The following is a 24,015-nucleotide window of genomic DNA, read 5'->3' as shown; positions in this document are numbered from 1 at the left end:
CCAATACTGTTTTCTAGAAAAGGCATATGCACAGCGTATGGCTACACCCGACCTCAGATCACTTCGCTACTTCGTTGCCGTTGCAGAGGAGCGCAGCGTCGGCAAGGCGGCGCGGCGGCTCAACATGGCCCAGCCGCCGCTGTCGGTTCACATCAAGAACCTGGAAGCGGCCATCGGCGCGCCCTTGTTCCGCAGGGCGGCGCGCGGCATGGAAATCACCGACGCGGGAAACGCCCTCTTCCAGCGCGCCAAGGAGGCGTTGCTGCTCGCCAACGAAGGATTCGACGCCGCGCGCGCCGTGGGCTCGGGCAGCAGAGGGCGACTCGCGGTCGGAACCATGGTCGTGCTGTCCTACCTGGTGCTGCCACGGCTGGAAAACGAGCTTCGGCTCAGGCTTCCGGACGTGGAGATCCAGTACGTGGAGCTGAATGCCGTCAACAACGTAAAGGCCATCACCGACTCGGACGTTTCGGTCGCGATCTGCATCCCACCGATTGCCAAGCCAGGCATTGCGGTCGAACGCATCGGCAGCCAGCCGCTGCTGCTTGCCGTGCGATCGGATTCGCCGTTGGCACGGATGTCCAGCATTCCGCTGGCGCGCCTCTCCGGCATGCCCCTGATCGGCCTTCCTGTTCCGGAAGGCGACGTCGACAAATCCGTCGTTACGTCGATGCTGCGCAGGCACGAAGTCAACATGCCGATTGCGCTGCGGGTCGAGACCATGGTGTCCGCGTTGGCGCTTGTCCTGGCGGGCAAGGGCGTGGCCATCCTGCCTGCCTGCGCCCAGATCGGCCGGCCCCCGGGCGTGGTGTTCCGCCCCTTTCGCGGCATCGACGCGACGATGGACATCGCCGCCTGCTGGCGCAGCGATTGGGACAGTCCGCTCATCAAGCCGTTTCTGGCGTGTGCGCGCGCGGCGTTGCGGCGGCCGTGAAAAAAAAGCCGTTGCTATCATCGAGCAATGCGGCCACCGGCACCGTGGTGGCGGAGGAAACCAAGTGCGGCTCAAGCTAAGAACGAAGACAGCACTGCTGGTCACATCGCTCGTACTCACGCTGGTCGGTGTGGCTGGCTGGTGGCAGTACCGGAGCCTGTCCAGCGAGTACCTCAACCTGATGCGCGAGCAGCAGCAGGCACTGACCGACAGCGCAGCGGCGGATCTCGACTACAAGCTCGAAATCCATCTGGCCGCCTTGGCGCGTGCGGCCCGGGAGCTCAGCCTGCACGGCTTTTCAGACCCCGCGGCGCAACAGCGTTTCCTTGCAGACCAGGACCTGCGCACGATGTTCGACAACGCCGCGCTGGCGACCCTGGACGGCACCATCGTCGCCATCGACCCGCCCACCAGCCGGCCTTCGAACGTCGGCGACCGCGACTACTTCCGGCGCGTGCGCGACATGGGCCAGCCCGCGATCTCGGCGCCCCTGCTCACGAAGACCACCCAACAGCCCGCGGTCGTCATGGCGGTCCCCGTCAAGGGCCCCGACGGCCGCCTCGCCGGTGTGCTCGGCGCGGCGCTGAACCTGCAGCGCGCCAACGTGCTTGGCGATCTCAGCCGCGCCACCATCGGCCGGGGCGGCCACTACATGATCGTCACGCGCGGCCAGTCTCCGCAGGTCGTCATGCACCCCGATGCGAACCTGCTGCTCAAGCCCGCAGCCGCGGCCGCCGTCGCCTTCAACGGCGGTACCGAAAGCGACATGGCAACGCGCGCCACCGTGCCCAGTGCCGACTGGGAACTGCGCCTGATCGTGCCTGCGCACATCGCCTACGCGCCGCTGGAGCAGGCAAGGCGCAACCTGCTGCTGCAATTGATCGGGCTGGGCCTGGGCTGCGCGCTCCTGGTCTGGCTGGGCACTGCGTGGGTCATGCGCCCCCTGGAGGCGCTGAGCGGCGCGATCCGTACCCTGCGCCGTTCGCCGGACAGCGAGGTAAGGCTCGATGTCGTCGCCAACGACGAGCGCGGGGACCTGGCACGCGAGTTCGACGCACTGATGGCCGACCTGCGCGAGCAGCGGCTCGAGATGGCGGCGGTCACCGATGCATCACCCGTGGGATTGTTCCGTTGCGACAGCGACGGGCGCATGACCTACGTGAACGACGAGTACCTGGCGATCCACGGGCTCGAGCGGAAGGACGCGGAAGAAGGCTGGCTCACGCTCGTGCGCGAGGAGATTCGAGAGACGGTTCGCCAGGACTGGGTTCGCGTCGTCAGCACGGCCGCGCCGTTGAGCGCCACACGCCGGCTCCATCGCAGGGATGGAACCCAGGTGCTGGTGGCATTGAGAAGCCGGCCCGTGCTCGCCGAAGGCCGCGTGCTCGGCCACGTCGGAACGGTGACCGACATCACCGAGCGCACGCGGGCCGAACGGGCACTTCGCACATTGACGGCCATCTTCGACGTGACGACCGACTACATCGTCCAGCTCGATGCGGCGGGGCGGCTCATCTACATGAACCCGGCCGCGCGCCGCCGCACGGGGCTGGCCCTCGACGCCCCCATCGAACAGTTCAGCGCGGCCGACTTCAATCCGCCGGAGACGATGGAAAGGTTCCGCTCGGAGGTGGTGCCCACCGCGGTCAAGACCGGCGTCTGGGTCGGCGAATCGATGGTGTGGGACGCCGAGCACAACGAGTTTCCAGCCAGCCACATGGTGATCGCGCATCGCGACAAGCACGGCAAGGTGGAGTATTTCTCGGGGCTGATGCGCGACATTTCGGCGGCCAAGGCCGCGGAGCGGGCGCTGCGCGACAGCGAACATCGCCTGCGCATGGTGACGGACCACCTGCCGGCGCTGGTCTCCTATCTGGACCGCGACCTGCGGTTGCGCTTCGTCAACAAGGCCTACCAGGACTGGTTCGGCGTCCAGCCCGAACAACTGCTCGGCCTGAGCCTGCGCGACTTCTACGGCAATGAAGCGTGGGCACAGATGGAGCCGCACATGCGCGCCGCTCTGGCCGGGCGCCAGGTCACTTACGAGCGCAGGCTGGCAACGCCTGGCGGGCGCCGCGATATCCAGGCCACGCTGGTTCCCGAGCGCGACGAACGCGGCGAAGTGATCGGCCTCTATACGCTGGACAGCGACATCACCGCGCACCACGAGGCGGAGGAAGCCCTCCAGGAAAGCGAGGCGCGCCTGCGCACGGTGGCCGACGCACTGCCGATGCGCGTCGCCTACATCGATGCGGAGGAGCGCTATCGATTCAACAACCTGGCCTACGAGCGCGGGTTCGGGCTCTCCCGCGACCAGATCGAGGGGCACACCGTGAAGGAGCTCCTGGGCGAGCCCGCCTACGAGGCCGTGCAACCGCACATACGCGCGGCCCTGGCCGGCGAGGTCGTCACTTTCCAGAGCGAGGTCGACAAGAGCGACGCCTACTACTGCTACGAGGCCCAGTACATCCCGCAGCCTGCAGTGAACGACGAGGCCATCGTCGGCTTCCATGCCGTGATCACCGATATCACGCGGCAAAAGCTCGAGGAGAAGCGCCTGGTGAACCTGGCGCAGATCGATCCTCTCACCGGTCTTGCCAATCGCGCGGGGTTCGAGGTGCGCCTGGCGGAGGCGATGGAGCGTGCGCGCGGCGCCGGTGCATTGATGGCGCTGATGTACCTGGACATCGATGGATTCAAGCAGATCAACGATCGGTTCGGGCATCAGACGGGAGACGAGCTGCTGCGGGGCTTCGCGGGCAGGTTGTCGCAGGCGCTGCGCTCCAGCGATGTCCGCGCGCGCCTGGGCGGCGACGAGTTCACGGTGATCATGGAGGGCCTGCCCAACGGGGACGCAGCGGTTTCCGCCGCCTCGAAGTTGATCAAGGCCATGCAGGTGCCGTTCACCACCGAACAGCGGACGATCTCCATCAGCACGAGCATCGGCGTGGCGTTCTACCAAGGCGGCACCGCAACGGCTGCCGCGCTCGTCAGGCAGGCCGACGAGATGCTCTACCAGGCCAAGGGGGCGGGCCGCAATAACTTCCAGGTGGCGCCACGGCCCATCGAAGGAAAGCGGATTTGACGCGGCGATAGACCTGCGCATCCAGAGCATCCTGCCCGCAGCTATGCTCGCTCCACATGCCGCCACCCGTCACGATTCATCGCACGCCTCGCTGCTCATTGGCCGTGCTCGCCTGCGTCCTGTGGCTGGCCTTCGCAAGTCCCGCGTCGGCCGCGCAAGGCTGCCTCGACACCGCCACGCAAGCCCCCTCGCCGTCGCGTGCACTCGCCATGGCCACCTTCGCGCTGCAGGAGCACGAAGCCTTCGGCGGCCAAGCCATGGACGCCGAAGGCCGCATGACCGAAGCCGGTAGCTCCGAGGCCGAAGACACGCGCCCCACCCTGCCGGGCCTGGCGCCATGGCAGCGGGTGCTCGGCTATTGGCAGGCGGTCGACCCGCGGCTGCCGTCGCTCGTGCGCTTCGGCGCGCTGCGCCCCGCCGACCGGCACCTGCTGATGCAGGCGTTGAACGAGGCGACGGCCGGGCGGCTTCAAGGCATGGGCGTAGGCCCCGACGAGGGGCTTGATTCTGGAGAGCTGCGCGCGGTGCAGGTCGCCCTCGCCCGCGTCGCGGTGATCGACACGCCCTGGTCCGCGGCCTTCATCAGCTGGCTGGCGCGACAGGCCGGGCTGGCGGATGACGAGTTCGTTTTCTCCGAAGCGCATGTCGACTATGCGGGCGCCGCCTGGCAAGCCGGCATCGTCGAGGCCGCGGGCCGGCCCACGCGCTACGCCCTTCGAGCCTGCGACCTGAGGCACACGCCGCCGCGCATCGGCGACATCGTCTGCCAGGCGCGCGGCACGGGCGCCGAACTCGACACCTTCGACAAGATCGGTGGAGTGCTGGCCACGCGCGACACGGGCGGCGAGTCTCTGCCCATGCACTGCGACGTGGTGGTGGCCGTGGATGCCACGGGCTTCGACGCGGTAGGCGGCAACGTGCTGCAGTCGGTCACGCGGCGCCGGCTCGACTTTGCGCCGGGCACGCGGTGGCTGGACCCGAGCTACCTGCCCGAGGGATGCACCCTGGGTGCGCCGGGCTGTATCGATCGCCACATGAGCCGCCAGCCCTGGTCGCTGCTGCTGCAGTGGCGCTGAACCGGCTTACTTGTAGAACGCCTCGACCTTGCCTTTCAGCTTGAGCAGCAGGGGCTTGCCCTTGCGGTCGAGGGTCTTGCCGGCGGGCACCTTGACCCAGCCTTCGCTGATGCAGTATTCCTCGACGTCGAGGCGGTCCTTGCCGTTGAAACGGATGCCGATGTCGTGCTCGAACGCGGCGGCCACGTGGTGCGGGCTGCGCGGATCGATGGAGAGGTGGTCGGGAAGGGGTGGGCGGGGAGTGGCTTCTGTCATGGCGCGTGATGATAGGGGCTCCGCGCCCTGCCCTAGCGCCGCTTCTTCTTCGGGTGCCGCGCCGGGGGCTTTGGCGCGAAGCCCAGCGCGGCACGGGCCAGTGCGTCGGCCTCGCCGTTTCGGTGGCGCGGGATCCAATGCACGCGTGCGTCGTCGAAGCTTGCGAGCAAGGCGCGGGCATCGTCGAACAACGCGGCCATGCGCGCGATCGGCTTTGCTTCGGACGCGGCCAGCTGCTCGACGAGGATGCTGTTGTCGCTGTAGGCCCGCACTGCCGTCGCGCCGCGTGCGCGCAGCTCCTGCAGGGCCAGCGTCAGCGCCCGCAGCTCGGCTTCGTTGTTGCAGCCGGTGGTGTGCGTGGCCTGCGACAGCGTGTGGCGCGCGCCGTCCGGCGCGGTGATGACGGCACCGATGCCCATGCAGCCCGGGTTGGGCATGGCGCTGCCGTCGCAGTAGACGGTCCACGGAAGAAGGCTGTCGGGCCCGCTGGATTCCCCTGCGCTCATTCAGCAGTTGTTGCGCTTGATGCCCGCGAGGTTCTGGCAAGGCCGCTGGCCCGGCGGCGGCCCGGGGTCGCGCACGTGCGGCGGCGGCCGGCGGATGGGGCGCACGCCGTCGTAGTACGGGTCGGGGCTCAGGATGACGACGGGCGGGTCGGCAGCCGGCTGCTGTTGCTGCAGCTCCTGCATACCGGCGGGGTAGCGCGGAATGATGGCGGGGCCCGACGGCGGGTTGGCGGCCACCTGGGCAGGCGGCGGGGCGGATGGCGCAGCACCTTGCGGTGGCGCGTAGTCGGGCCGGCGGTTGGGGACGGGCACCGGCGCTTCCAGGATCTGCACCTGGCGCGACTGCTTGCTACCCGCCGGGCATTCGACGTTGGTGTACGAGATGGCCCCATTGGCATCGGTGCAGCGAATCACTTCCGCGTGCGCGCCTGCCGCGGCGGCGAAGATCGACAGGAAGAGTGCCAGGGAACGCATCGGTGAATGGGCCAGTGAGGTGAGGTCGGGTCGGGTTGCAGGTCGGCTGCGAAAGAAGCACCAACTGTAGCCGCACCCTGCCCGCCTTGCGAGCCCCCGGCACCCGCCCACACTCACGGCGTCGTCATTCCGGCTGGATGCCGGCCGCGTGAATCACCTGGCCCCACTTCTGCGACTCGGCCGCCTGGAACTGCGCGAGCCCCTCGGGCGTGCTGGTCACGGCCTCGCCGCTGGTGGTGGTCTGGTAGGCGACCACGGCGGGCGCAGCGGAGACCTTGATCATCATCTCGTTGACCTTGTGCGTCACGGCCGCGGGCGCGCCCGGCGGCAGGTACACGGCCGTCCAGTACGACATGTCGTAGCCCTTCACGCCGGCTTCTTCCACGGTGGGCAGCGCCGGCACGGAGGCAAGTCGCTTGTTGCCGCTGACAGCCAACGCGCGCAACTTGCCGCTCTTGACCTGCGGCAGCGCGGTGGGCGCGTCGGCGAACATGAAGTCGACCTGCCCGCCCAGCAGGTCGGTGATGGCCAGCGGGTTGCTCTTGTAGGGCACGTTCACCATGTCGATGCCGGCCATCTGCTTGAGCAGTTCGCTGGCCACGCGGCTCGACGAACTGCCGCTGCCGAAGTTGAGCTTGCCGGGCGACTTCTTCGCCGCGGCCACGAGGTCTGCCACCGACTTGATGGGCGACTCGGCATTCACCAGCAGCAGCATGTGGCCCTTGGACAGCAGCGTGACCGGAGTGAAGTCCTTCACCGGGTCGTAGGGCAGCTTCTTGAACAGGTGCTCGTTGGCCGCGTGGGTGGTGTTGGTGGTCATGAGCAGGGTGTAGCCGTCGGGCGCGGCCTTGGCCACGTACTGCGCGGCAATGAAGCCGCTGGCACCGGCCCGGTTGTCCACGATGACGGGCACCTTGTACTCGGCGCCCAGCGCCTGCGCCATGCTGCGCGCCTGCTGGTCGGTGCCGCTGCCGGCGCCGAAGGGCACGACGATGGTGATGGGCTTGCTCGGGTACGGCTGCGCGTGCACCGGGGCGGCAGCCAGCACGGCCGCACAGAGCGCCGAGGCGGCACCGAGTCGGGAGAAGAATGTCGGCATGTCGTTGTCTCCTGTGGAATGTTTTTTCTTCGGCTTGCAAGGGGGCCGTCAAGCGCTCAGTGCCGGAACCGGCCCAGCGTGCCGGCCCGCATGAGCTTGCCCGGCAGCGGATGGCCGACGATTTCTTCGGCCAGCTGCGCGCAGCCGATGAGCGCGTCGAGGTCCACGCCGGTCTCGATGCCCATCTCCTCGCACATGAAGGCCAGGTCTTCGGTGCAGATGTTGCCGGCCGCACCGGTGTGGCCTGCGAACGGGCAGCCGCCCAGGCCGGCGCAGGCGCTGTCGAAGGTGTCGATGCCCATCTGCAGGCCCATCAATGCATTGGCCATGGCGGTGCCGCGCGTGTCGTGCAGGTGCAGGCCCAGCCGCAGCTCGGGCCAGCGCTCGCGCACGGCGCCCACCACCGCGGCAATGGCGTTGGGCTGCGCCCAGCCTACGGTGTCGGCCAGCCGCAATATCGGCAGGCGCAGGCCGAACTCGGCCATGGTGTCGAGCATCTGCGCCACGCGCTCGACCACGGTGGCCGGGGCGATCGCGCCTTCGAGGTTGCAGCCGAAGGCCGTGGTGACGATGCCGCGCGTGACCGCAATGTCGTGGTCCACGCAGAACGCCAGCGTTTCGCGCTGAGCCTCGCGCAGCGCGGCCAGGCCCTTGCCGTTGTTGCGCACCGAAAAGGCCTCCGACGCGCTGGTGCCGATAGTGCCTTCGATGTCGAGCTGCGTGCGCATCGCACGCTGCATGCCGCGCAGGTTGAGCCACAGGCCCGAGTAGCGCACGCCGTCGCGCTTGCGGATCGACCGGGCGACCAGTTCGGCGTCGGCCATGCCGGGCACGCGCTCGGGGTTGACGAAGGACACGCATTGCACTTCTTCGAGCCCGGTCTCTGCCAGCGCCTCGATGAGGCGCACCTTGTCGGCCGACGCGATGGGGCCGGCCTCGATCTGGAAGCCCTCGCGCGGGCCTTCCTCGTGCAAGTGAACGCGGCGTGGCAAGTCAGACATGTGCGGCTCCCAGGTCTTTCTGTGGCGGTATGGCGGGCGCGCCGAACTCCGCGTTGTGCTGGCCCAGCCGCGGCGCCACCGCGCGGTGCCGCGGCCGCGCGCCGTCGATCGACAGCGGCAGCGCGGTCAGCCTGAAGTCTTCGCCCGGCACGGCCTGCAGCATGCCCAGGGCCTCGACCTGCGGGTGCGCGATGGCCTCGGGCACGGTGTGCACCGGCGCGCAAGGCACGCCGGCCGCGGCGAAGCGCGCAGCCCAGTCGTCGCGGGTGCGTGCGCGCAGCAGCGGCACGATCTGCTCGAACAGTGCCGCCTTGTGGCGCAGCCGCTGGCGGTTGGTGGCAAAGCGCTCGTCGCCGATCCAGTCGCCGCGGCCGAGTTCGTGTGCGAACTTGGCGAACAGCCGGTCGTTGCCGCAGCACACGAGCAGCGGCGCGTCGGCTGTGTCGAAGGATTCGTAGGGCACGAAGCCCGGGTGGCCCGAGCGGTGTCGATCGGGCAGGCGACCTTCGTTGGCATAGGCGTCGGCCTTCTGACCGGTCCAGACCAGCGCCGTCTCGAGCAGCGAGGCGCTCACCACGCCGCCCTTGCCGGTGACGTGGCGCCGCTGCAGCAGCGCCAGCGCGCCGATCACGGCCCACATGCCGGTGCCCTGGTCGCACACCGAGGCGCCGGTGCGCAGGGGCGGGTCTTCGGGCCCGCCGTTGATGCTCGACAACCCGCTGAAGGCCTGTATCAGCGGCTCGTAGCCCGGCTGCATGGCCAGCGGCCCGGCGTGGCCGAAGGCGGAGATCTCGCAGTAGACGAGGCGCGGATGGCGCGCACACAACGCCGGTCCGTCGATGCCCATCGATTGCGTGACGCCGGGGCGCAGGTTGTGGATCAGGATGTCGGACTCGCCCGCCAGCCGCTCGAACACCGCCATGCCATCGGCGCTCTTGAGGTCGATGGCCACCGACTTCTTGCCGCGGTTGAACACATGAAAGTTGAGCGCGTCGCCATGCCGGAACGCCGGGCCCATATGGCGCGCGTCGTCGCCGCCCTCGGTGCGTTCGAGCTTGACCACGTCGGCCCCCAGGTCCGCAAGGATCGCACCCGCGAACGGCCCGGCCAGCACCTGTCCGAGTTCGAGCACCCGGATGCCTTCCAGTATTTTTTTCATGTCTCGCGCCTGTTGCCAGCCCCGTTGTCTCGTTTCAGTGGCGCCAGTCTGGGCTTCCCGCATTGATCTGGGAAGACGAATATTTCTATATCTGTGATAACTTGGATGGATCAATCCACAAGGGATGCACCCGTGCGAATCGACATCACGCTGCAGCAGCTGGAGGCCTTCGCCGAAGTGGCGAAGACCTCGAACTTCCGCGCCGCCGCGCTGGCGCTGCATGTGTCGCAGCCCGCGCTGAGCCGCACCATCCGCATCGTCGAAGACCTGGCCGGCGCGCGGCTGTTCGACCGCGACACGCGCCACGTGGAACTCACGCCCGCCGGGCGCGAGCTGCTGCCGATTGCGCTGCGCATCCTGGAGAACTTCCACAGCTCGTTCAGCGAGCTGTCGCAGTTTCTCGAAGGCCGAAGCGGCCACCTGACCATTGCGTCGCTGCCGTCCACGGGCGCGGCGCTGCTGCCGAACGCGATCGTGGAATTCCGCCGCAGCCACCCGCAGGTGGAGTTCTCGCTGATCGAAGGGCCGGCGGAGCTGGTGCGCTCGGCCGTGGACGAAGGCCGGGCCGACTTCGGCATCAGCGTGCGCCCCGGGCCTCAGGAACCGATGCTGTACCGCCACCTGATCGACGACCCGTTCATGCTGCTGTGCCGGCGCGACGATCCGCTGGCGGCGCGGACGACGGTGGCCTGGTCGGTGTTCGCGACGCGGCCCTTCATTGCCAGCGGCTTTCGCAGCAGCATCCGCCCGATCACCGACGCGGCCTTTCTCCAGCGCGGGCTGCAGGTGGTGCCGGCGCTGGAGTACCCGAGCGTGGCCGCGGCCGGCGCGCTGGTGGCCGCGGGCCTGGGCATCACGGCGCTGCCGCGGCTGGCGCTGCAGCTCACGCGCAACGACGACCTGGTGACGGTGCCGCTGCAGCGCCCGGCCATGTCCCGGCCCATCGGGCTCATCACGCGCGCGGGCCGGTCGCCCTCGCCGGTGGGCCGCGCCTTCATGGACCTGCTGCACAGCAGGGAAGCCTCGCGCTGAAACCGCACGTCGAAACCTCGCTTTTCGGTCTGCGGCATGATCGCGGGCATGGAAAAGACTCCCCCGAATCCGCTCGTCATCGTCAAGGTTGGAAGCACCTTCGAAGTCCTTCGCGCAGAGCGCGGCGACTTCGAGAACTGGATTGCCGACGGGCTGGACACGCAGGCGCTGCCGATCCTGGTGATCGACCCGCGCCGCGGCGACGCCCTGCCCGACCCGGCCCAGGTGTCGGGCGTGGTGGTGACGGGCTCGCACGCGATGGTGTCGCACCGCGAGCCCTGGAGCGAAACCACCGCCGCGTGGCTCGCGCAGCTGGTGGCGCACGACACGCCGGTGCTCGGCATCTGCTACGGCCACCAGCTGCTCGCGCATGCGCTCGGCGGCGAAGCAGGCAATCATCCGGCGGGCGTGGAGGTCGGCACCGTCACGGTCACCCTCGAAGAGGCGGCCGCCACCGACCCGCTGTTGCGCGGCCTGCCCGCGCAGTTTCCGGCGCACGTGGTGCACTGGCAGAGCGCGCTTCGCCTGCCCGAAGGCGCGGTACGGCTGGCCGGCAACGACCACGAGCCGGTGCACGCCTTCCGCATCGGCAAGCACGCCTGGGGCGTGCAGTTCCACCCCGAGTTCGACGCCGAGGCCATGCGCGGCTACATCGACCTGCTGGCCGACGACCTGGCTTCCGCCGGCGTCGATCCGGCCGCGCTGCGCGAGCGCGTAGGCCCTACCGACGCGGCGGCCGGGCTGCTCGGGCGCTTCGCGCGGATCGTCGAAGCGCACCACGGCATCTGAGCTTCGGCGGCCCGAAAGCGCCGCCTGTCCGTCGGACCGCGACTACAGGAAGCGCCGCGCGCTTCGGTTAAGGTGCGGTCCATCCGCCGTTTGCCAACCCTTCCTTCATGACCACTCCTTCCACCGCGCCAGCCCGCAAGCATTTTTCGATGATCCGGGGGTTCCACCTCGCCGATGCGTTCACGCTCGGCAATGCGGCCTGCGGAGTGGGTGCGGTGTTCCTGGCGATGGCCTTCATGGCGAGCCATTCGCTGGCGCAGTTCCTGTGGGCGGCAGCGCTCGCGCCGGCCGCCTTCATCTTCGACGTGCTCGACGGCCGCATCGCGCGCTGGCGCCAGACCCAATCGGCCCTCGGGCGCGAGCTCGACTCGCTCGCCGATGTGATCTCGTTCGGCGTGGCGCCCGCCGCGCTCGGCTTCGCGGCCGGGCTTAACGGCGGCTGGGACTGCGTGATCCTGATCTATTTCGTGGGCTGCGGCGTGAGCCGGCTCGCGCGCTACAACGTCACGGCCGAAGCGCTGTCGGCCGGCGCCGACAAGGTGAAGTATTTCGAGGGCACGCCCATCCCGACCAGCGTGGTGCTGGTGGGCGTGCTGGCGTACGCGGCCTGGCAGGGCCGCATCGGCGACGCCCTGTGGGGCGCCGCCTGGGCCGTCGGCCCGTGGCAGCTGCATCCGCTGGTGTTGCTGTTCGCCTTGTCGGGCACGCTCATGATCAGCAAGACGCTGCGCATCCCCAAGTTCTGACCGTTCAAGACGAAGGAGACCCACCGATGACGATGAAGCTGTATTTCGACCCGCACAGCCGCTCGCAGGTTGCCAAATGGATGCTTGACGAAGCCGGCGTGGACTACGAGATCGTGACCACGCTCATCAAGGACAAGGCCCACAAGACACCCGAGTTCCTGAAGATCAACCCGGCGGGCAAGCTGCCGGCGCTGGTCGACGGCCGCACGCGCGTCTTCGAGAACGCGGCCATCTGCATGTACGTCGCCGAGAAGTTTCCCGGCAAGCGGCTCGCGCCTTTCCCCGGTTCGCCGGATCGCGGCCGCTACCTGTCGCTGATGGTCTATTCGACCTCGCAGCTGGAGCCCGCGATGGGCGACTGCCTGCTGAAGATCCGCAGCAACAACAGAGCGCGCGGCTGGACGGACTTCGAGGCGGCCAAGGACGCGGTCGAGCGCGAACTGGGCGATGGCCCGTACCTGTTCGGCGCGCAGTTCACCGCGGCCGACGTGATGATCGGCTCGATGCTCATCTGGCACCGCGCGTTCGGCGGCATCCTGAACCGGCCCAAGCTCGACGCCTACGTCAACCGGCTGCGGGGCCGCCCCAAGGGCATGAAGTTCGGCTGAAAGCGACACGCCATGTCACAGACCACGTCCGTTCACATCGGCACCGGCGGCCTCGATCAGCTCGTCCGCATCGCCGAGACGCAACCGCTGTCGCCCGCCTGCGATCACTTCTACTTCCTGCGCCATGGCCAGACCGGGCGCAATGCGCAGCGCATCTTCCAGGCGGTGGACGAACCCCTGAGCGAGCTCGGCCTGCAGCAGGCCGCGCGCGCTGCCGGGCTGCTGGCGGGCGAGCCCATCCGCACCGTCGTGTGCAGCGATGCGCGGCGCGCGAACGACACCGCCCACGCCGTTGGCACGGCGCTGAAACTGGTGCCGGCCGCGCAGGCCGCGCTGCGCGAGCGCAACTTCGGCGCGCTGATCGGCACCTCGTCCGCCAACATCGACTGGGCCTGCGAGCCCGAGGGCGGAGAGACGCTCACGCAGTTCGTCGCACGCACGCGCGCCGCCCTCGACGAGGCCCTGCGGCTGCCCGCCCCGGTGCTGGTGGTGGCGCACGGCGGCACGCTCTATGCGCTGGCCGCGCTGCTGGGTGTGCCCGTCGACCTCGGCCTGCTCGGCAACGCACAGCCATTGCGTTTCGAGCGCAGAGGCCCCACATGGGGCGTAACGCCGCTGCTGCGGCAAACCGACGGAAACGCAGCCCTGGCCTGACCAACCCCGGCGCCCCGGGCCCCGATGCCGTCCACACAACGAACTGCCACACACCATGGAATTCAAGGACTACTACAGCGCACTGGGCGTCGACCGCACCGCGTCCGACGACGAAGTGCGCAAGGCCTACCGCAAGCTCGCCCGCAAGTACCACCCCGACGTCAGCAAGGAGGCCGACGCCGAGCAGCGCATGCGCGACATCAACGAGGCCAAGGACGTGCTGGGCGACAAGGAAAAGCGCGCGGCCTACGACGCGCTGGCCGACCGTGTCGCGCGCGGCGGCCACCCCGAGGGCGGCTTCCAGCCGCCGCCGGGCTGGGACCAGGGCTTCGAGTTCCACCGCGGCCCACGCCAGGGCCCGGCCGACCACGCCGACTTCAGCGAGTTTTTCTCGTCGCTGTTCGGCGAGGCCGAGCGGCGCGACGCGGCGCGGCAGAACTACAAGGCGCGCGGCGAAGACCACCATGCGGCCATCGAGATTGCCCTCGAAGACGCGCTCAACGGCGCCGAGCGCGAGATCACGCTGCGCGCCCAGACCGTCGACGCGCAGGGCCACCCGCAGTGGCAGAACCGCACGCTCAGCGTGAAGATCCCGCCGGGCGTGCACCCGGGCCAGTTCATCCGCCTCGCGGGGCAAGGCATGCCCGGCCACGGCGGCGAGCCGCCGGGCGACCTGTACCTCGAAGTGCGCATTGCGCCGCACAAGCTGTACCGCGTGGAAGAGCGCGACCTGTACATGACGCTGCCCGTCACACCCACCGAGGCGGCACTGGGCACGCAGGTGCAGGTGCCGACGCCGACCGGCGGCGTGGTCGAGGTGACCGTGCCGCGCAATGCGCGCAACGGCCTGAAGCTGCGGCTCAAGGGCCGGGGCCTCGCGGGCAAGACGCCCGGCGACCTGTACCTGCTGCTCGACATCGCCCTGCCGCCCGCCGACAGCGACGATGTGCGCAAGGCCTACGAGCAGCTGGCGCAAGCCACGGCATCGTTCCACCCACGCCAGCATCTGGGAGTCTGAGCATGGTGAACTTCACCCTTACGACCGCCACCGCCATCAGCGCCTCGCAGCCGCTCGCGGCGAGCGAACTCGCGCACGCCGTCGGCGCCGACACTGCGTGGGTCGTGCAACTGGTCGAGGTCGGCATCCTGCAGATCGAAACGGCCGAGACCCAGCCCGAGCGCTGGCAATTTTCCAGTGCCGACCTGCAGCACGCGCTCGAAGTGCGCCGGCTGGAGCGCGACTTCGGCGTGGGGCTCGATGCCGCCGCGCTGATCCTCGACCTGGAGCACGAAGTCCGGCGGCTCAAGGCCGTGCTGCAGGCACACGGCCTGCGCTGACGCTACTGCATCTGCTGCAGGTTGCCGATGCGCACCAGCATCTCGGTGAACATCTGCATGTCGGCGTCGAGGTCGGGCACTTCCTTGTATTCCTTGGCGTTGTGCGCCGTGTACTTCTTGCCTGGCATGGCGGGGCCGAAGTTGATGGCGTTGGGCATCAGCTTCGCAGTGGTGCTGCCGGCCGTTGGCACGGGCTTGGCTTCAAGGCCGGTGGTGTCGCCGTAGATGTTGAGCAGCGTCGACAGCCACGCGCCCTTGGGGTCGCGTGCCATCCAGTTGCCCTGGTCGTAGACCACGTCGAGCTTCACGTTGTTCGCGCTCGCCCAGGCGTTGACCTTCGAGGTGACCTGCGCCTTCAGTTCGTCGGGCGTGCGGCCGCGCGGCATGCGCACGTTGACCGTGACCTCGAGCCTGCCGTCGTTGCCCATGCGCACGAGGTTCGGCGACAAGGTCAGCGGGCCCATGAAATCGTCGGCGTAGCCCAGGCCCATCTTCTCGCCGAGGTAGCCGGTGCCGTAGAGCGCGTCGATGTACTTCGCGGCCTTCAGGTACTGGTTGGCGGCCAGCGGCACGCCGGACTCCTCCAGGAACAGCGCAAGGCGCGGCAGCGGATTGACGCCTTCCTCCGGGCGCGAGCCGTGGGCCGAGACGCCTGTCACCTTGAGTTCGATGCTGTCGGCGCCGCGTGCGATGTCGATGGCGAACTTGCCGCCCTGCGCTTCGTACTTCTGCAGGAAGGCCGGCTTTGCTGCTTCGAGCTTTGCGAGCACGGCTGCAAGGTCGCCGCCTTTGAGCGTGGCGGTTGCCGTCTGCGAGATCGCGTTGGCCGATGCGGCGCCGGCCATGGCCGTGATCGCCGTCGATGCCCCATCGGCCGTTTCCGCCGGGAACAGCACCTTCAGCGCGCCCGAACCCTTCTCCGCCACCACGGCCGGATATTTGCTGTCGAGCACGATGTTGTAGGCCGGCAGTTGCGTCTTCGCGCGGTAGTACTGCATGGCGTCGCCACCGGTTTCCTCGGTGGTCTCGATCATCAGGCGGATGCTGCGCTCGATGGGCAGGCCGCTGTCCTTCACTGCCTTCATCGCGTAGAGCACGGCGGCGATGGAGCCCTTGTCGTCGATGGTGCCGCGGCCGTAGAGGAAGTCGCCCACGCGGGTCATCTTGAAGGGGTCGAGCCGCGTGCCGTCGTCGAGCACCCATTCGGACAGCACCGCGGGCACCACATCGGCATGCGTGAGGATGCCGAACTCCTCCGTGCCCTTGCCCTTGAGGCTGACTTCGAAAATGCGGTTGTCGACATTGCGGTAGGCAAGGCCGAAGTCGCCCGCCATCTTCTCGACCAGCTTGCCGAACTCGATGATCGGCGCGCTCTCGTGGGGCGGAACCTGCACGTTGCGCACCGTCGGAATCGCCACCATGGTGCCGATGCTCGCGATCACGGCCTGCTGGTTCTGCAGGCGGTTGTACAGGCCGAGCAGGCGCGCGATGTTGACGAGGTCGTCCCCGGCCAGCGGTTTCTTCGCGCGATAGGCGGCCACGCTGGCTTGCAGCGCGGGGTTGCTCCTGGCTGCCTGCGCGAGGAAGGCATTGAAATCGGCCGGGGCCTTGCCGGCTTGCCATGCGGCGGCAAGCTGATCGAGCTGGGGCTTCCTGAGTGCCTCGGCGTGCGCGCTCGCACCAAGGCCGAGCACGACCATCGACAGGGCCGACAATGAAAATCGAAAATGCTGCATCAGGGTGACCTCCTCATTCTGAAAAACATTCCCGACGATAGCCGAGCGAAATACCGAACGATGAACGACAGCAACGCCAAGATCCGCTGCGCATGGGCCCAGACCGACCCGCTGCTGGCCGCCTACCACGACGCCGAATGGGGCGTTCCCGAGCGCGACAGCCGTGCGCTGTGGGAAAAGCTGATGCTCGACGGCTTCCAGGCCGGCCTCTCGTGGCTCACCATCCTGCGCAAGCGCGATGCGTTCCGCAAGGCCTTCAAGGGCTTCGTGCCGGAGAAGATCATCAAATTCACCGAGGCCGATGTCGAACGGCTCATGCAGGACGCCGGCATCGTGCGCTCGCGCTCGAAGATCGAGGCCACCATCGGCAATGCGCGCGCCTACCTTGCGATGCAGGCGGCGGGCGAAGACTTCTCGGAGTTCATCTGGGGCATGGCTGGCGACAAGCCCATCGTCAACCGCACTGGCAGCGTGCCGGTGAAGACGCCGCTGTCGGAAGATATTTCGGCTGCGCTCAAGAAGCGCGGCTTCAAATTCGTCGGCCCCGTCATCGTCTACGCGTGGATGCAGGCCACGGGCATCGTGGACGACCATGCGCACGACTGCCATCGGCACGGGGCCAAGCTGAATTGACGCAATAAAAAAACCGGGCCGTGCTTTCGCATGGTCCGGTTGTGTCTGGCTGTTAAGTGAAGCGGCTTGCGCCGCGACAAATTACAGGCCGGCTTGGCGCGTGAAGGCCAGGCCCTTGGCTTGCGCGGGGATCACGCTGCCGGCGAAGGTTTCGGGGCGCAGGTTCTGGCCCGGCGCGTGTGCAGCGGCAACAGCTTCATTGCGGACGGCGGCACGGTCAGCCGAAGCGGTCAGCGCGGGCGTTGCGGTCGATGCAACACCATCGTTGTCGCCATATGCATTGCCGGCGCGGGCAGCGGCAACTGCCTGGGGCGCCACATCGGCGCGGCTGTAGCCGGAAGTCAGGGGCTGCACGCCTTCGTAGGTTTCTGCATGGGCGCCAGCGGCGGCGAGCAGGGACAGAGCAGCGGCGGCGAGGATGTTCGAGGTCTTCATTTCAATTCCTTATTCATTGGGCCTTTGGGTGCCTCAAGTGTGCATCACGATTACTAGGGCAAACCCCTACACAACCGAATCGCAGTGTTCATGAAATCGAAACAATGACGAGGAACCTTCTGACGAGGCTAACTCAAGTGCCCTCTCCGCCATCAAAAACGCGGCTAATTCGCGTACTTTTTCTCTAGCTCATCAAGCAATGGCTTGCCGACCAGGCGCTGCCTTTCAGCAAAAGGTGCTACCAATGCCGGGTCTTCATCCAGCCGGCGGGTATCGCGCAGAACGGTCAACGCACGTTGCATGCCAGCCACCGCGCCCTGCAATGCGGCATTGGCGTAGAGCACGAAGCCATAGCCCAGCGCGCCCAGTTCCTGCGCGCCGAAGGTCGGCGTCCTGCCGCCGATCACCATGTTCATGAGCTGCGGCTTGCCGAGGCGCTGCGGCATGGCGCGCACTTCTTCGGCCAGCGTCACGGCCTCGACGAAGAGGATGTCGGCGCCGGCTTCGCCGAACTTCTGCGCGCGCTCGATGGCGGCCTCGAAGCCATGCACTGCCGCCGCATCGGTGCGGGCCATGACGAGCAGATCGCTGTCCTGCCGCGCATCGACCGCGGCCTTGATCTTGCCGAGCATCTCGTCGGTACCGATCACGGCCTTGCCCGCGAAATGGCCGCAGCGCTTGGGGCTCACCTGGTCTTCGAGCTGGATGCAGTCGGCCCCTGCCCGCTCGAGCACACGCACCGTGTGCCGCACGTTGAGCGCATTGCCGAAGCCGGTGTCGGCATCGACCAGCAGCGGCAGGCTCACAACGTCGCGGATGCACGCCGTGTGCTCGGCGATCTCGTGCAGGCCCATGAAGGCCTGGTCGGGCAGGCCGAGGTGCATGTTGGTGACGCCCGCGCCGGTGATGTAGATCGCCTCGAAGCCGAGGTCTTCGATCACACGGGCCGACATCGCATTGAACGCACCCGGCACCAGCACGCCGCGGCGCGCCTCGGCCAGGCGGCGCAATACCTTCTTCGGGGATTCGTTGTTCGCCCACATGGTTCAGGCCGCGTACAGGTCGACGTACTCGTGCACCGGCATCGCCTCGAGTTTCTTCGCATCGAGCGACACATCGAGGATGGCCTGCTGCTGCTTCTGCGCGAAGCGGCGTGCAAGGTTGGTGCGGAACTTGGCTTCGAGCAGCGGAATGCCATCGCCGCGGCGGCGCTTGTGGCCGATGGGGTACTCGACCACCACTTCGGCAAGGCTCGTGCCGTCCTTGAACGCCACCGTCAGCGCGTTCGCGATGCTGCGCTTTTCAGGGTCGTGGTAGTCGGCCGTGAAGCGCGGGTCTTCCACGCACACGATCCTGTCGCGCAGCGCGTCGATGCGCGGGTCGTTCGCCACGCTGTCCTCGTAGTCGCCGGCAGTGAGGCGGCCGAAGATCATCGGCACCGCCACCATGTACTGGATGCAGTGGTCGCGGTCGGCCGGGTTGTTCAGCGGACCCTGCTTGTCGATGATGCGGATGCAGGCCTCGTGCGTACGGATGGTCACCCGCTCGATGTCGTCCACGGTCTTGCCGATCTTGTTCAACTGCGCATGCAGCGCCATGCCAGCCTCCACCGCCGTCTGGCTGTGGAACTCGGCCGGGAAGCTGATCTTGAACAGCACATTTTCCATCACGTAGCTGCCGTACGGGCGTTGAAACTTGAAGGGTTGCCCCTTGAACAGCACGTCGTAGAAGCCCCAGGTCTTGGCGCTGAGCACGCTCGGGTAGCCCATCTCGCCCGTCTTCGCGATCAGCGCGAGACGCACCGCGCGGCTGGTCGCGTCGCCCGCCGCCCAGCTCTTGCGGCTGCCGGTATTGGGCGCATGGCGGTACGTGCGCAGGCTCTGGCCATCGACCCATGCGAGCGACACGGCGTTGACGATCTCGTCGCGCGTCAGCCCCAGCAGGCGCGCCACCACGGCGGTCGATGCCACCTTGACCAGCACCACGTGATCGAGCCCGACCTTGTTGAACGAATTCTCCAGCGCGAGGCAGCCCTGGATCTCGTGCGCCTGGATCATGCCGGTGAGCACGTCGCGCATGGTCAGCGGCTTGCGCCCGGCAGCCACGGCGTTGCGGCTGAGCCAGTCGGCCGTGGCGAGGATGCCGCCCAGGTTGTCGCTCGGATGGCCCCACTCCGCCGCGAGCCACGTATCGTTGAAGTCGAGCCAGCGGATCATCGTGCCGATGTTGAAGGCTGCCTGCACCGGATCGAGCTGGTACGGCGTGCCCGGCACCTTCGCGCCGTTCGGCACCACCGTGCCCGGCACGATCGGGCCGAGCAGCTTGGTGCAGGCCGGGTATTCGAGCGCCTCGAGGCCGCAGCCGAGCGTGTCGATCAGGCAGTGGCGCGCGGTTTCGTACGCCAGCGCGCTCGTGATCTGCTGGTGGGCAAGCACGTAGTCGACGATGTCGACCAGCACCTGGTCGGGTTCGGGGCGGATGTTGCTGATGTGTGCGGACATGGAGAAAGAGGCTTTCAGCGGTTGGCGATGGGAACGAAGGTCTGGTCTTCGGGACCGGTGTAGTTGGCGCTCGGGCGGATGATCTTGTTGTCCTGCCTTTGCTCGATGATGTGCGCGGCCCAGCCGCTGGTGCGCGCAATGACGAACAGCGGCGTGAACATTGCCGTCGGCACGCCCAGCATGTGATAGCTCACGGCGCTGAACCAGTCGAGGTTGGGGAACATCTTCTTCGCGTCCCACATCACCGCTTCGAGCCGTTCGGCAATGTCGTACATGCGGGTGGAACCGGCCTCGTCCGACAGCTGCTTCGCCACGCGCTTGATGACCACGTTGCGCGGGTCCGACACGGTGTAGACCGGGTGGCCGAAGCCGATGACCACCTCCTTCGCCTCGACGCGGCGACGGATGTCGGCCTCGGCCTCATCGGGCGTGTCGTAGCGCTTCTGGATCTCGAAGGCGACCTCGTTGGCGCCGCCGTGTTTGGGCCCGCGCAGCGCGCCGATGGCGCCGGTGATGGCCGAGTACACGTCGGAGCCCGTGCCCGCCACCACGCGCGCGGTGAAGGTCGAGGCGTTGAACTCGTGCTCCGCATAGAGGTTGAGCGAGGTGTGCATCGCACGCTCCCAACTCGCCGAAGGCGCGCGGCCGTGCAGCAGGTGCAGGAAGTGCGCGCCGATGGATTCGTCGTCGGTCTCCACCTCGATGCGCCGCCCCTGCGTCGACCAGTGATACCAGTACAGCAGCATCGAGCCGAGCGAGGCCATCAGCCGGTCGGCGATGTCGCGCGCGCCGGGCAGCGAGTGGTCGTCCTTCTCGGGCAGCACGCAGCCGAGCGCAGACACACCGGTGCGCATCACGTCCATCGGATGCGCGCTGGCGGGCAGGCGTTCCAGCGCTTCCTTCACGCTCGCGGGCAGGCCGCGCATCGCCTTCAGCCGGCCCTTGTAGGCGCGCAGCTCGGCGCTGCTGGGTAGCTTGCCGTGCACCAGCAGGTGCGCGATTTCCTCGAACTCGCAGACGTCGGCGATGTCGAGGATGTCGTAGCCGCGGTAGTGCAGGTCGTTGCCCGTGCGCCCCACGGTGCACAGCGCGGTGTTGCCCGCGGTCACGCCCGAGAGCGCGACGGATTTCTTCGGCTTGAAGCCGGTGGGGCTTGCGGTGTCGGTGGTCATACGGTCTCCTCGGAAATTGCTTCGGCGAGGCGCGCCATGCGCCTCGGGCGTCCGGCGGCGTCGACCGCCACCATCTCGAACTCGCCTTCGAGCACGTATGCAAGCGCCTCGGTCGCCACGTCCTGCACGCAGCCGCGCACGTGCACTGTGAGCGAGCTGCGGCCGGCGCGCGAGACGTGCGTGTTGAGCACCAGCGTGCTGCCCAGGGGCACCGGCGCATGGAACAGCACCTCGCCGCAGCGCGCCATCACCACGTCGCCGCGCACGAAGCTGCGGCCGCCCAGGAAGGCGGCCTTCGACATCAGCTGCAACGCCTGGCCGCCGAACAGCGTGCCGTAGTGGTTGGTGTGTTCCGGGAACACCACCTCGATGAGACGGACCGAACCGCGAGTGCCTTGCATGATTCGCAATTTACGCAAGATCATGCTCATAATGAAGACCTGAATTGGCGAATGATTGCGAAGGAAATGCGATCAAGTTTGCGAATCTTGCGAACAACGGACACAGACGATGAAGAAGACCTTCATGGGCGTGCGGCTGCGAAGCCTGCGCGAGGAGCGCGGCCTGAGCCAGCTCGCGCTTGCGCAGCAACTGGGCCTGTCGCCCAGCTACCTGAACCAGATCGAGCAGAACCAGCGGCCGCTCACGGTACCGGTGCTGCTGCGCCTGCATGCCACGCTGGGCGTCGACATCCAGGCCTTCTCGGAAGACGAGGAAGCGCGGCTCATCGCCAGCCTGCGCGAGGCGCTGGCCGACAACCCGGGCGGCGACGCGGTCGCGCTGGCCGAACTGCGCGAGGTGGCCACGCAGATGCCGGCCGTGGGCCGCGCGCTGGTGGCCCTGCACCAGCGGCACCGCGATGCGATGGAACGGCTGGAGGCGCTGGCGGGCGAACTTGGCGACGGCCGCGGCGACCTTGCGCGCTTGCCGCAGGCGCGGCCCGTGCCCTTCGAGGAAGTGCGCGACTTCTTCTTCGCGCATCAGAACCACATCGCGCCGCTCGACGATGCGGCCGAAGCCTTCGCTGCGCAATGGCGCCTGCGCGAAGGCAACCCCGGCGACCGCCTCGCGCGCCGGCTGCTCGAAGCGCACGGCGTGCAGGTGGTGCCCGCCGAAGATGGCGAAGCCGGTGCGCTGCGGCGCTACGACCCAGCCTCGCGCGTGCTGCGGCTCTCGCCTCACCTGGAGCCCGGGCAGCATGCATTCCAGCTCGCCACGCAGCTTGCGTTTTTCGAGCTCGGCGACATGCTCGAAGAGCTGGTGGCGACCGCGCCGCTGTCCAGCGACACGGCCCGTTCGCTCGCGCGCATCGGCCTGGCCAACTACTTCGCCGCGGCGCTTCTGCTGCCCTACGGCGAGTTCCTTGAAACCGCCGAGCTGCTGCGCTACGACATCGACCAGTTAGCGCGCCGCTTCGGCGTGGGCTTCGAGACCATCTGCCATCGCCTGAGCTCGCTACAGCGGCCCGATGCGCGCGGCGTGCCCTTCTTCCTGATCCGCGTCGACCGCGCGGGCAACATCTCGAAGCGGCAGTCGGCCACGCATTTCCACTTCTCGAAGACGGGCGGCACCTGCCCGCTGTGGAACGTGTACGAGGCCTTCGCACAGCCCGGGCGCGTACTCACGCAGCTCGCGCGCATGCCCGACGGGCGCGCCTACCTCTGGATCGCGCGCACGGTGTCGCACGGCTACCGCGGCTACGGTTCGCCCAACAAGACCTTCTCGATCGGGCTGGGCTGCGACATCAGCCATGCCACGCGGCTGGTCTACTCGAAAGGCATGGACCTGCGCGACCCCGACGTGCCCACGCCCATCGGCGCGGGCTGCAAGGTGTGCGAACGCGAGACCTGCCCGCAGCGCGCGTTTCCGTTCGTGGGCCGGCCGCTGGCCGTGGATGAGAACCAGAGCCGGTTCATGCCCTATGCGGCAGCACCGGCGGCAGGCGCGATCAGGAGCGCGGCCAGGCGCGCACCAGTGTCCGGAGCGCGACCGCGCCGCTCCCCTTGACCTCGGCGCGGTAGGTGCCCACCAAGGCCTCGCGCTCGGCCGCCGCCTGCGGGTCGTTGCGCCAGGCCAGCAAGGCGGCCACGTCCGCATCGGGCAGTGCGGCGAGCTGTGCCTGCGTCACCTGCTTCTCGAACTCGCGCGCCACGATCATCAGGTTGCGTGGGCGCGTCGACGTTACGCCGCGCGACCACAGTGTGTCGAGAGCCATGTCCAGTGTGCGGTCCGGCAGCGAGCTGAGCTGGCCGCCGTTGCCACGCGCGAGCTGCTTGACCACCGCGCTCATCAGCAACTGGCTCGAGAAGTCGACCTCGCGCACCTCTGCCACGGCCATGCGTTCGAGCAGCTCGGTGCGCGCCGGATCGGCAGGCTTGGCGCGTTCGCGGCTGAAGAACTCGGCCTTGCCGGCCTCGGTCATGGCGGCGTAGTCGGTGCGCAGTTTCACGAAATGCGCCACGGCGGCCAGCACCTGCGGGCTGGGAGCAGCACCGCCGTTGCCGGCCAACGCTACTTCCTGCTGGATCGCGGCCACGGAGGCCTTGGTGTTGAACGCACGGCCGGCGGCGGTGTCCAGCGCCTTGAGTGCCTTGTCTGCAATGGCCTGGTCATCGGGCTCCAGCAGTTCCCTCGCACCCCGCGCGACGGCACCGGGCGCATAGGACGCTTCATAGCGCGCCTGCACGCCTTCGAACTGCAGCAGCGCTTCCGCGCGGTTCTGCGCCCAGCCCATCAAGGGGGCCAGGAGCAACAGGAGCAGCAGGGAGAAACGGAACGGGAA

General features: G+C 68.1%; 25 protein-coding genes. 12 read left to right on the top strand and 13 right to left on the bottom strand.

The features are described from left to right. The first annotated feature begins 37 nt into the window (after nt 1–37). From ASD05_RS11345 to ASD05_RS11335, 3 genes are all read left to right on the top strand, one after another. Nucleotides 38–934, top strand: a complete 897-nt coding sequence (locus ASD05_RS11345) for a LysR family transcriptional regulator (RefSeq protein ID WP_056591911.1) — start codon at nt 38–40, stop codon at nt 932–934. A gap of 64 nt (nt 935–998) precedes the next feature. Further along, nucleotides 999–4,019 (top strand): PAS domain-containing protein, encoded by a 3,021-nt coding sequence (locus ASD05_RS11340; RefSeq protein ID WP_056591908.1) that lies wholly within the window; start codon nt 999–1,001, stop codon nt 4,017–4,019. Between the two features lie 104 nt (nt 4,020–4,123). After that, nucleotides 4,124–5,095 carry a DUF2272 domain-containing protein gene (locus ASD05_RS11335; protein WP_235507943.1) on the top strand — a complete coding sequence of 324 codons (972 nt, stop codon included), beginning with the start codon at nt 4,124–4,126 and terminating at the stop codon, nt 5,093–5,095. A 6-nt stretch (nt 5,096–5,101) separates the two neighbouring features. Here the strand turns inward: ASD05_RS11335 and ASD05_RS11330 are convergent, their stop codons facing one another. The 6 genes from ASD05_RS11330 to ASD05_RS11305 all read right to left on the bottom strand — a co-directional run bounded on the left by ASD05_RS11330 (nt 5,102) and on the right by ASD05_RS11305 (nt 9,589). Then, entirely contained in the window at nt 5,102–5,350 is a 249-nt protein-coding gene (locus tag ASD05_RS11330; RefSeq protein WP_007834582.1) for a DUF3297 family protein, read from the bottom strand. A 32-nt stretch (nt 5,351–5,382) separates the two neighbouring features. Beyond that, nucleotides 5,383–5,856, bottom strand: a complete 474-nt coding sequence (locus ASD05_RS11325; protein ID WP_056591902.1) for a ribonuclease HI family protein — start codon at nt 5,854–5,856, stop codon at nt 5,383–5,385. Next, the gene (locus ASD05_RS11320) at nt 5,857–6,330 is read right to left on the bottom strand and encodes a DUF4124 domain-containing protein (protein WP_056591900.1); all 474 of its coding nucleotides are present in this window, start codon (nt 6,328–6,330) and stop codon (nt 5,857–5,859) included. 124 nt (nt 6,331–6,454) lie between these two features. Continuing rightward, on the bottom strand, nt 6,455–7,429 hold the full coding sequence (locus tag ASD05_RS11315) for a Bug family tripartite tricarboxylate transporter substrate binding protein (RefSeq protein ID WP_056591897.1): 975 nt from the start codon (nt 7,427–7,429) through the stop codon (nt 6,455–6,457). Nucleotides 7,430–7,485: 56 nt separating this feature from the next. After that, nucleotides 7,486–8,430 carry a hydroxymethylglutaryl-CoA lyase gene (locus tag ASD05_RS11310; protein ID WP_056591894.1) on the bottom strand — a complete coding sequence of 315 codons (945 nt, stop codon included), beginning with the start codon at nt 8,428–8,430 and terminating at the stop codon, nt 7,486–7,488. After that, nucleotides 8,423–9,589 (bottom strand): CaiB/BaiF CoA transferase family protein, encoded by a 1,167-nt coding sequence (locus ASD05_RS11305; RefSeq protein WP_056591892.1) that lies wholly within the window; start codon nt 9,587–9,589, stop codon nt 8,423–8,425. Before ASD05_RS11305 ends, ASD05_RS11310 begins: the two co-directional genes overlap by 8 nt. 132 nt (nt 9,590–9,721) lie before the next feature. Here ASD05_RS11305 and ASD05_RS11300 point away from each other — a divergent pair, with 132 nt between their 5' ends. From ASD05_RS11300 to ASD05_RS11270, 7 genes are all read left to right on the top strand, one after another. Beyond that, on the top strand, nt 9,722–10,621 hold the full coding sequence (locus ASD05_RS11300) for a LysR family transcriptional regulator (RefSeq protein ID WP_056591889.1): 900 nt from the start codon (nt 9,722–9,724) through the stop codon (nt 10,619–10,621). Between the two features lie 48 nt (nt 10,622–10,669). Continuing rightward, entirely contained in the window at nt 10,670–11,410 is a 741-nt protein-coding gene (locus tag ASD05_RS11295) for a glutamine amidotransferase (protein WP_056594272.1), read from the top strand. A gap of 107 nt (nt 11,411–11,517) precedes the next feature. After that, the gene (locus ASD05_RS11290; RefSeq protein ID WP_056591886.1) at nt 11,518–12,156 is read left to right on the top strand and encodes a CDP-alcohol phosphatidyltransferase family protein; all 639 of its coding nucleotides are present in this window, start codon (nt 11,518–11,520) and stop codon (nt 12,154–12,156) included. A 26-nt stretch (nt 12,157–12,182) separates the two neighbouring features. Beyond that, nucleotides 12,183–12,764, top strand: a complete 582-nt coding sequence (locus ASD05_RS11285) for a glutathione S-transferase family protein (protein WP_056591882.1) — start codon at nt 12,183–12,185, stop codon at nt 12,762–12,764. Between the two features lie 12 nt (nt 12,765–12,776). Further along, a complete protein-coding gene (locus ASD05_RS11280) occupies nt 12,777–13,418 on the top strand; it encodes a histidine phosphatase family protein (RefSeq protein ID WP_056591879.1) in 642 nt (213 codons plus the stop codon). A 55-nt stretch (nt 13,419–13,473) separates the two neighbouring features. After that, nucleotides 13,474–14,436: a DnaJ C-terminal domain-containing protein gene (locus ASD05_RS11275; RefSeq protein WP_056591876.1), complete on the top strand. Its 963-nt coding sequence runs from the start codon at nt 13,474–13,476 to the stop codon at nt 14,434–14,436. 2 nt (nt 14,437–14,438) lie between these two features. Beyond that, on the top strand, nt 14,439–14,756 hold the full coding sequence (locus tag ASD05_RS11270; protein ID WP_056591873.1) for a chaperone modulator CbpM: 318 nt from the start codon (nt 14,439–14,441) through the stop codon (nt 14,754–14,756). 2 nt (nt 14,757–14,758) lie between these two features. On the opposite strand, the gene ASD05_RS11265 is transcribed toward ASD05_RS11270, so the two are convergent. After that, nucleotides 14,759–16,492 carry a dipeptidase gene (locus ASD05_RS11265; protein WP_056591870.1) on the bottom strand — a complete coding sequence of 578 codons (1,734 nt, stop codon included), beginning with the start codon at nt 16,490–16,492 and terminating at the stop codon, nt 14,759–14,761. A 60-nt stretch (nt 16,493–16,552) separates the two neighbouring features. Here ASD05_RS11265 and ASD05_RS11260 point away from each other — a divergent pair, with 60 nt between their 5' ends. Then, nucleotides 16,553–17,125: a DNA-3-methyladenine glycosylase I gene (locus ASD05_RS11260; RefSeq protein WP_056591867.1), complete on the top strand. Its 573-nt coding sequence runs from the start codon at nt 16,553–16,555 to the stop codon at nt 17,123–17,125. 81 nt (nt 17,126–17,206) lie between these two features. Here ASD05_RS11260 and ASD05_RS11255 read toward each other — a convergent pair whose 3' ends face one another. The 5 genes from ASD05_RS11255 to ASD05_RS11235 form a co-directional block, all read right to left on the bottom strand. Then, a complete protein-coding gene (locus tag ASD05_RS11255; protein WP_056591864.1) occupies nt 17,207–17,560 on the bottom strand; it encodes a hypothetical protein in 354 nt (117 codons plus the stop codon). A 164-nt stretch (nt 17,561–17,724) separates the two neighbouring features. Then, on the bottom strand, nt 17,725–18,603 hold the full coding sequence (locus ASD05_RS11250; protein ID WP_056591861.1) for an isocitrate lyase/PEP mutase family protein: 879 nt from the start codon (nt 18,601–18,603) through the stop codon (nt 17,725–17,727). Between the two features lie 3 nt (nt 18,604–18,606). Continuing rightward, nucleotides 18,607–20,061: a bifunctional 2-methylcitrate dehydratase/aconitate hydratase gene (locus tag ASD05_RS11245; protein WP_056591858.1), complete on the bottom strand. Its 1,455-nt coding sequence runs from the start codon at nt 20,059–20,061 to the stop codon at nt 18,607–18,609. Between the two features lie 14 nt (nt 20,062–20,075). Continuing rightward, a complete protein-coding gene (prpC, locus tag ASD05_RS11240; RefSeq protein WP_056591854.1) occupies nt 20,076–21,233 on the bottom strand; it encodes a 2-methylcitrate synthase in 1,158 nt (385 codons plus the stop codon). Further along, nucleotides 21,230–21,634 carry an acyl-CoA thioesterase gene (locus ASD05_RS11235; protein ID WP_056591852.1) on the bottom strand — a complete coding sequence of 135 codons (405 nt, stop codon included), beginning with the start codon at nt 21,632–21,634 and terminating at the stop codon, nt 21,230–21,232. Before ASD05_RS11235 ends, prpC begins: the two co-directional genes overlap by 4 nt. A 109-nt stretch (nt 21,635–21,743) precedes the next feature. Between ASD05_RS11235 and ASD05_RS11230 the strand changes: the two genes are divergently transcribed. Further along, nucleotides 21,744–23,240 carry a short-chain fatty acyl-CoA regulator family protein gene (locus tag ASD05_RS11230; RefSeq protein ID WP_056591848.1) on the top strand — a complete coding sequence of 499 codons (1,497 nt, stop codon included), beginning with the start codon at nt 21,744–21,746 and terminating at the stop codon, nt 23,238–23,240. Here the strand turns inward: ASD05_RS11230 and ASD05_RS11225 are convergent. Then, nucleotides 23,182–23,985, bottom strand: coding sequence for a hypothetical protein (locus ASD05_RS11225; protein ID WP_235507942.1), 804 nt, complete (start codon nt 23,983–23,985; stop codon nt 23,182–23,184). The two genes, ASD05_RS11230 and ASD05_RS11225, sit on opposite strands and share 59 nt — an antisense overlap. Between the last annotated feature and the right edge of the window lie 30 nt (nt 23,986–24,015).

Origin of the sequence: Variovorax sp. Root434 (genome assembly GCF_001426595.1) — a bacterium.
Lineage (GTDB): Bacteria > Pseudomonadota > Gammaproteobacteria > Burkholderiales > Burkholderiaceae_C > Variovorax.
Note: the sequence above shows the minus strand (reverse complement) of the source record. Positions and strands in the feature narration are given on the sequence as shown.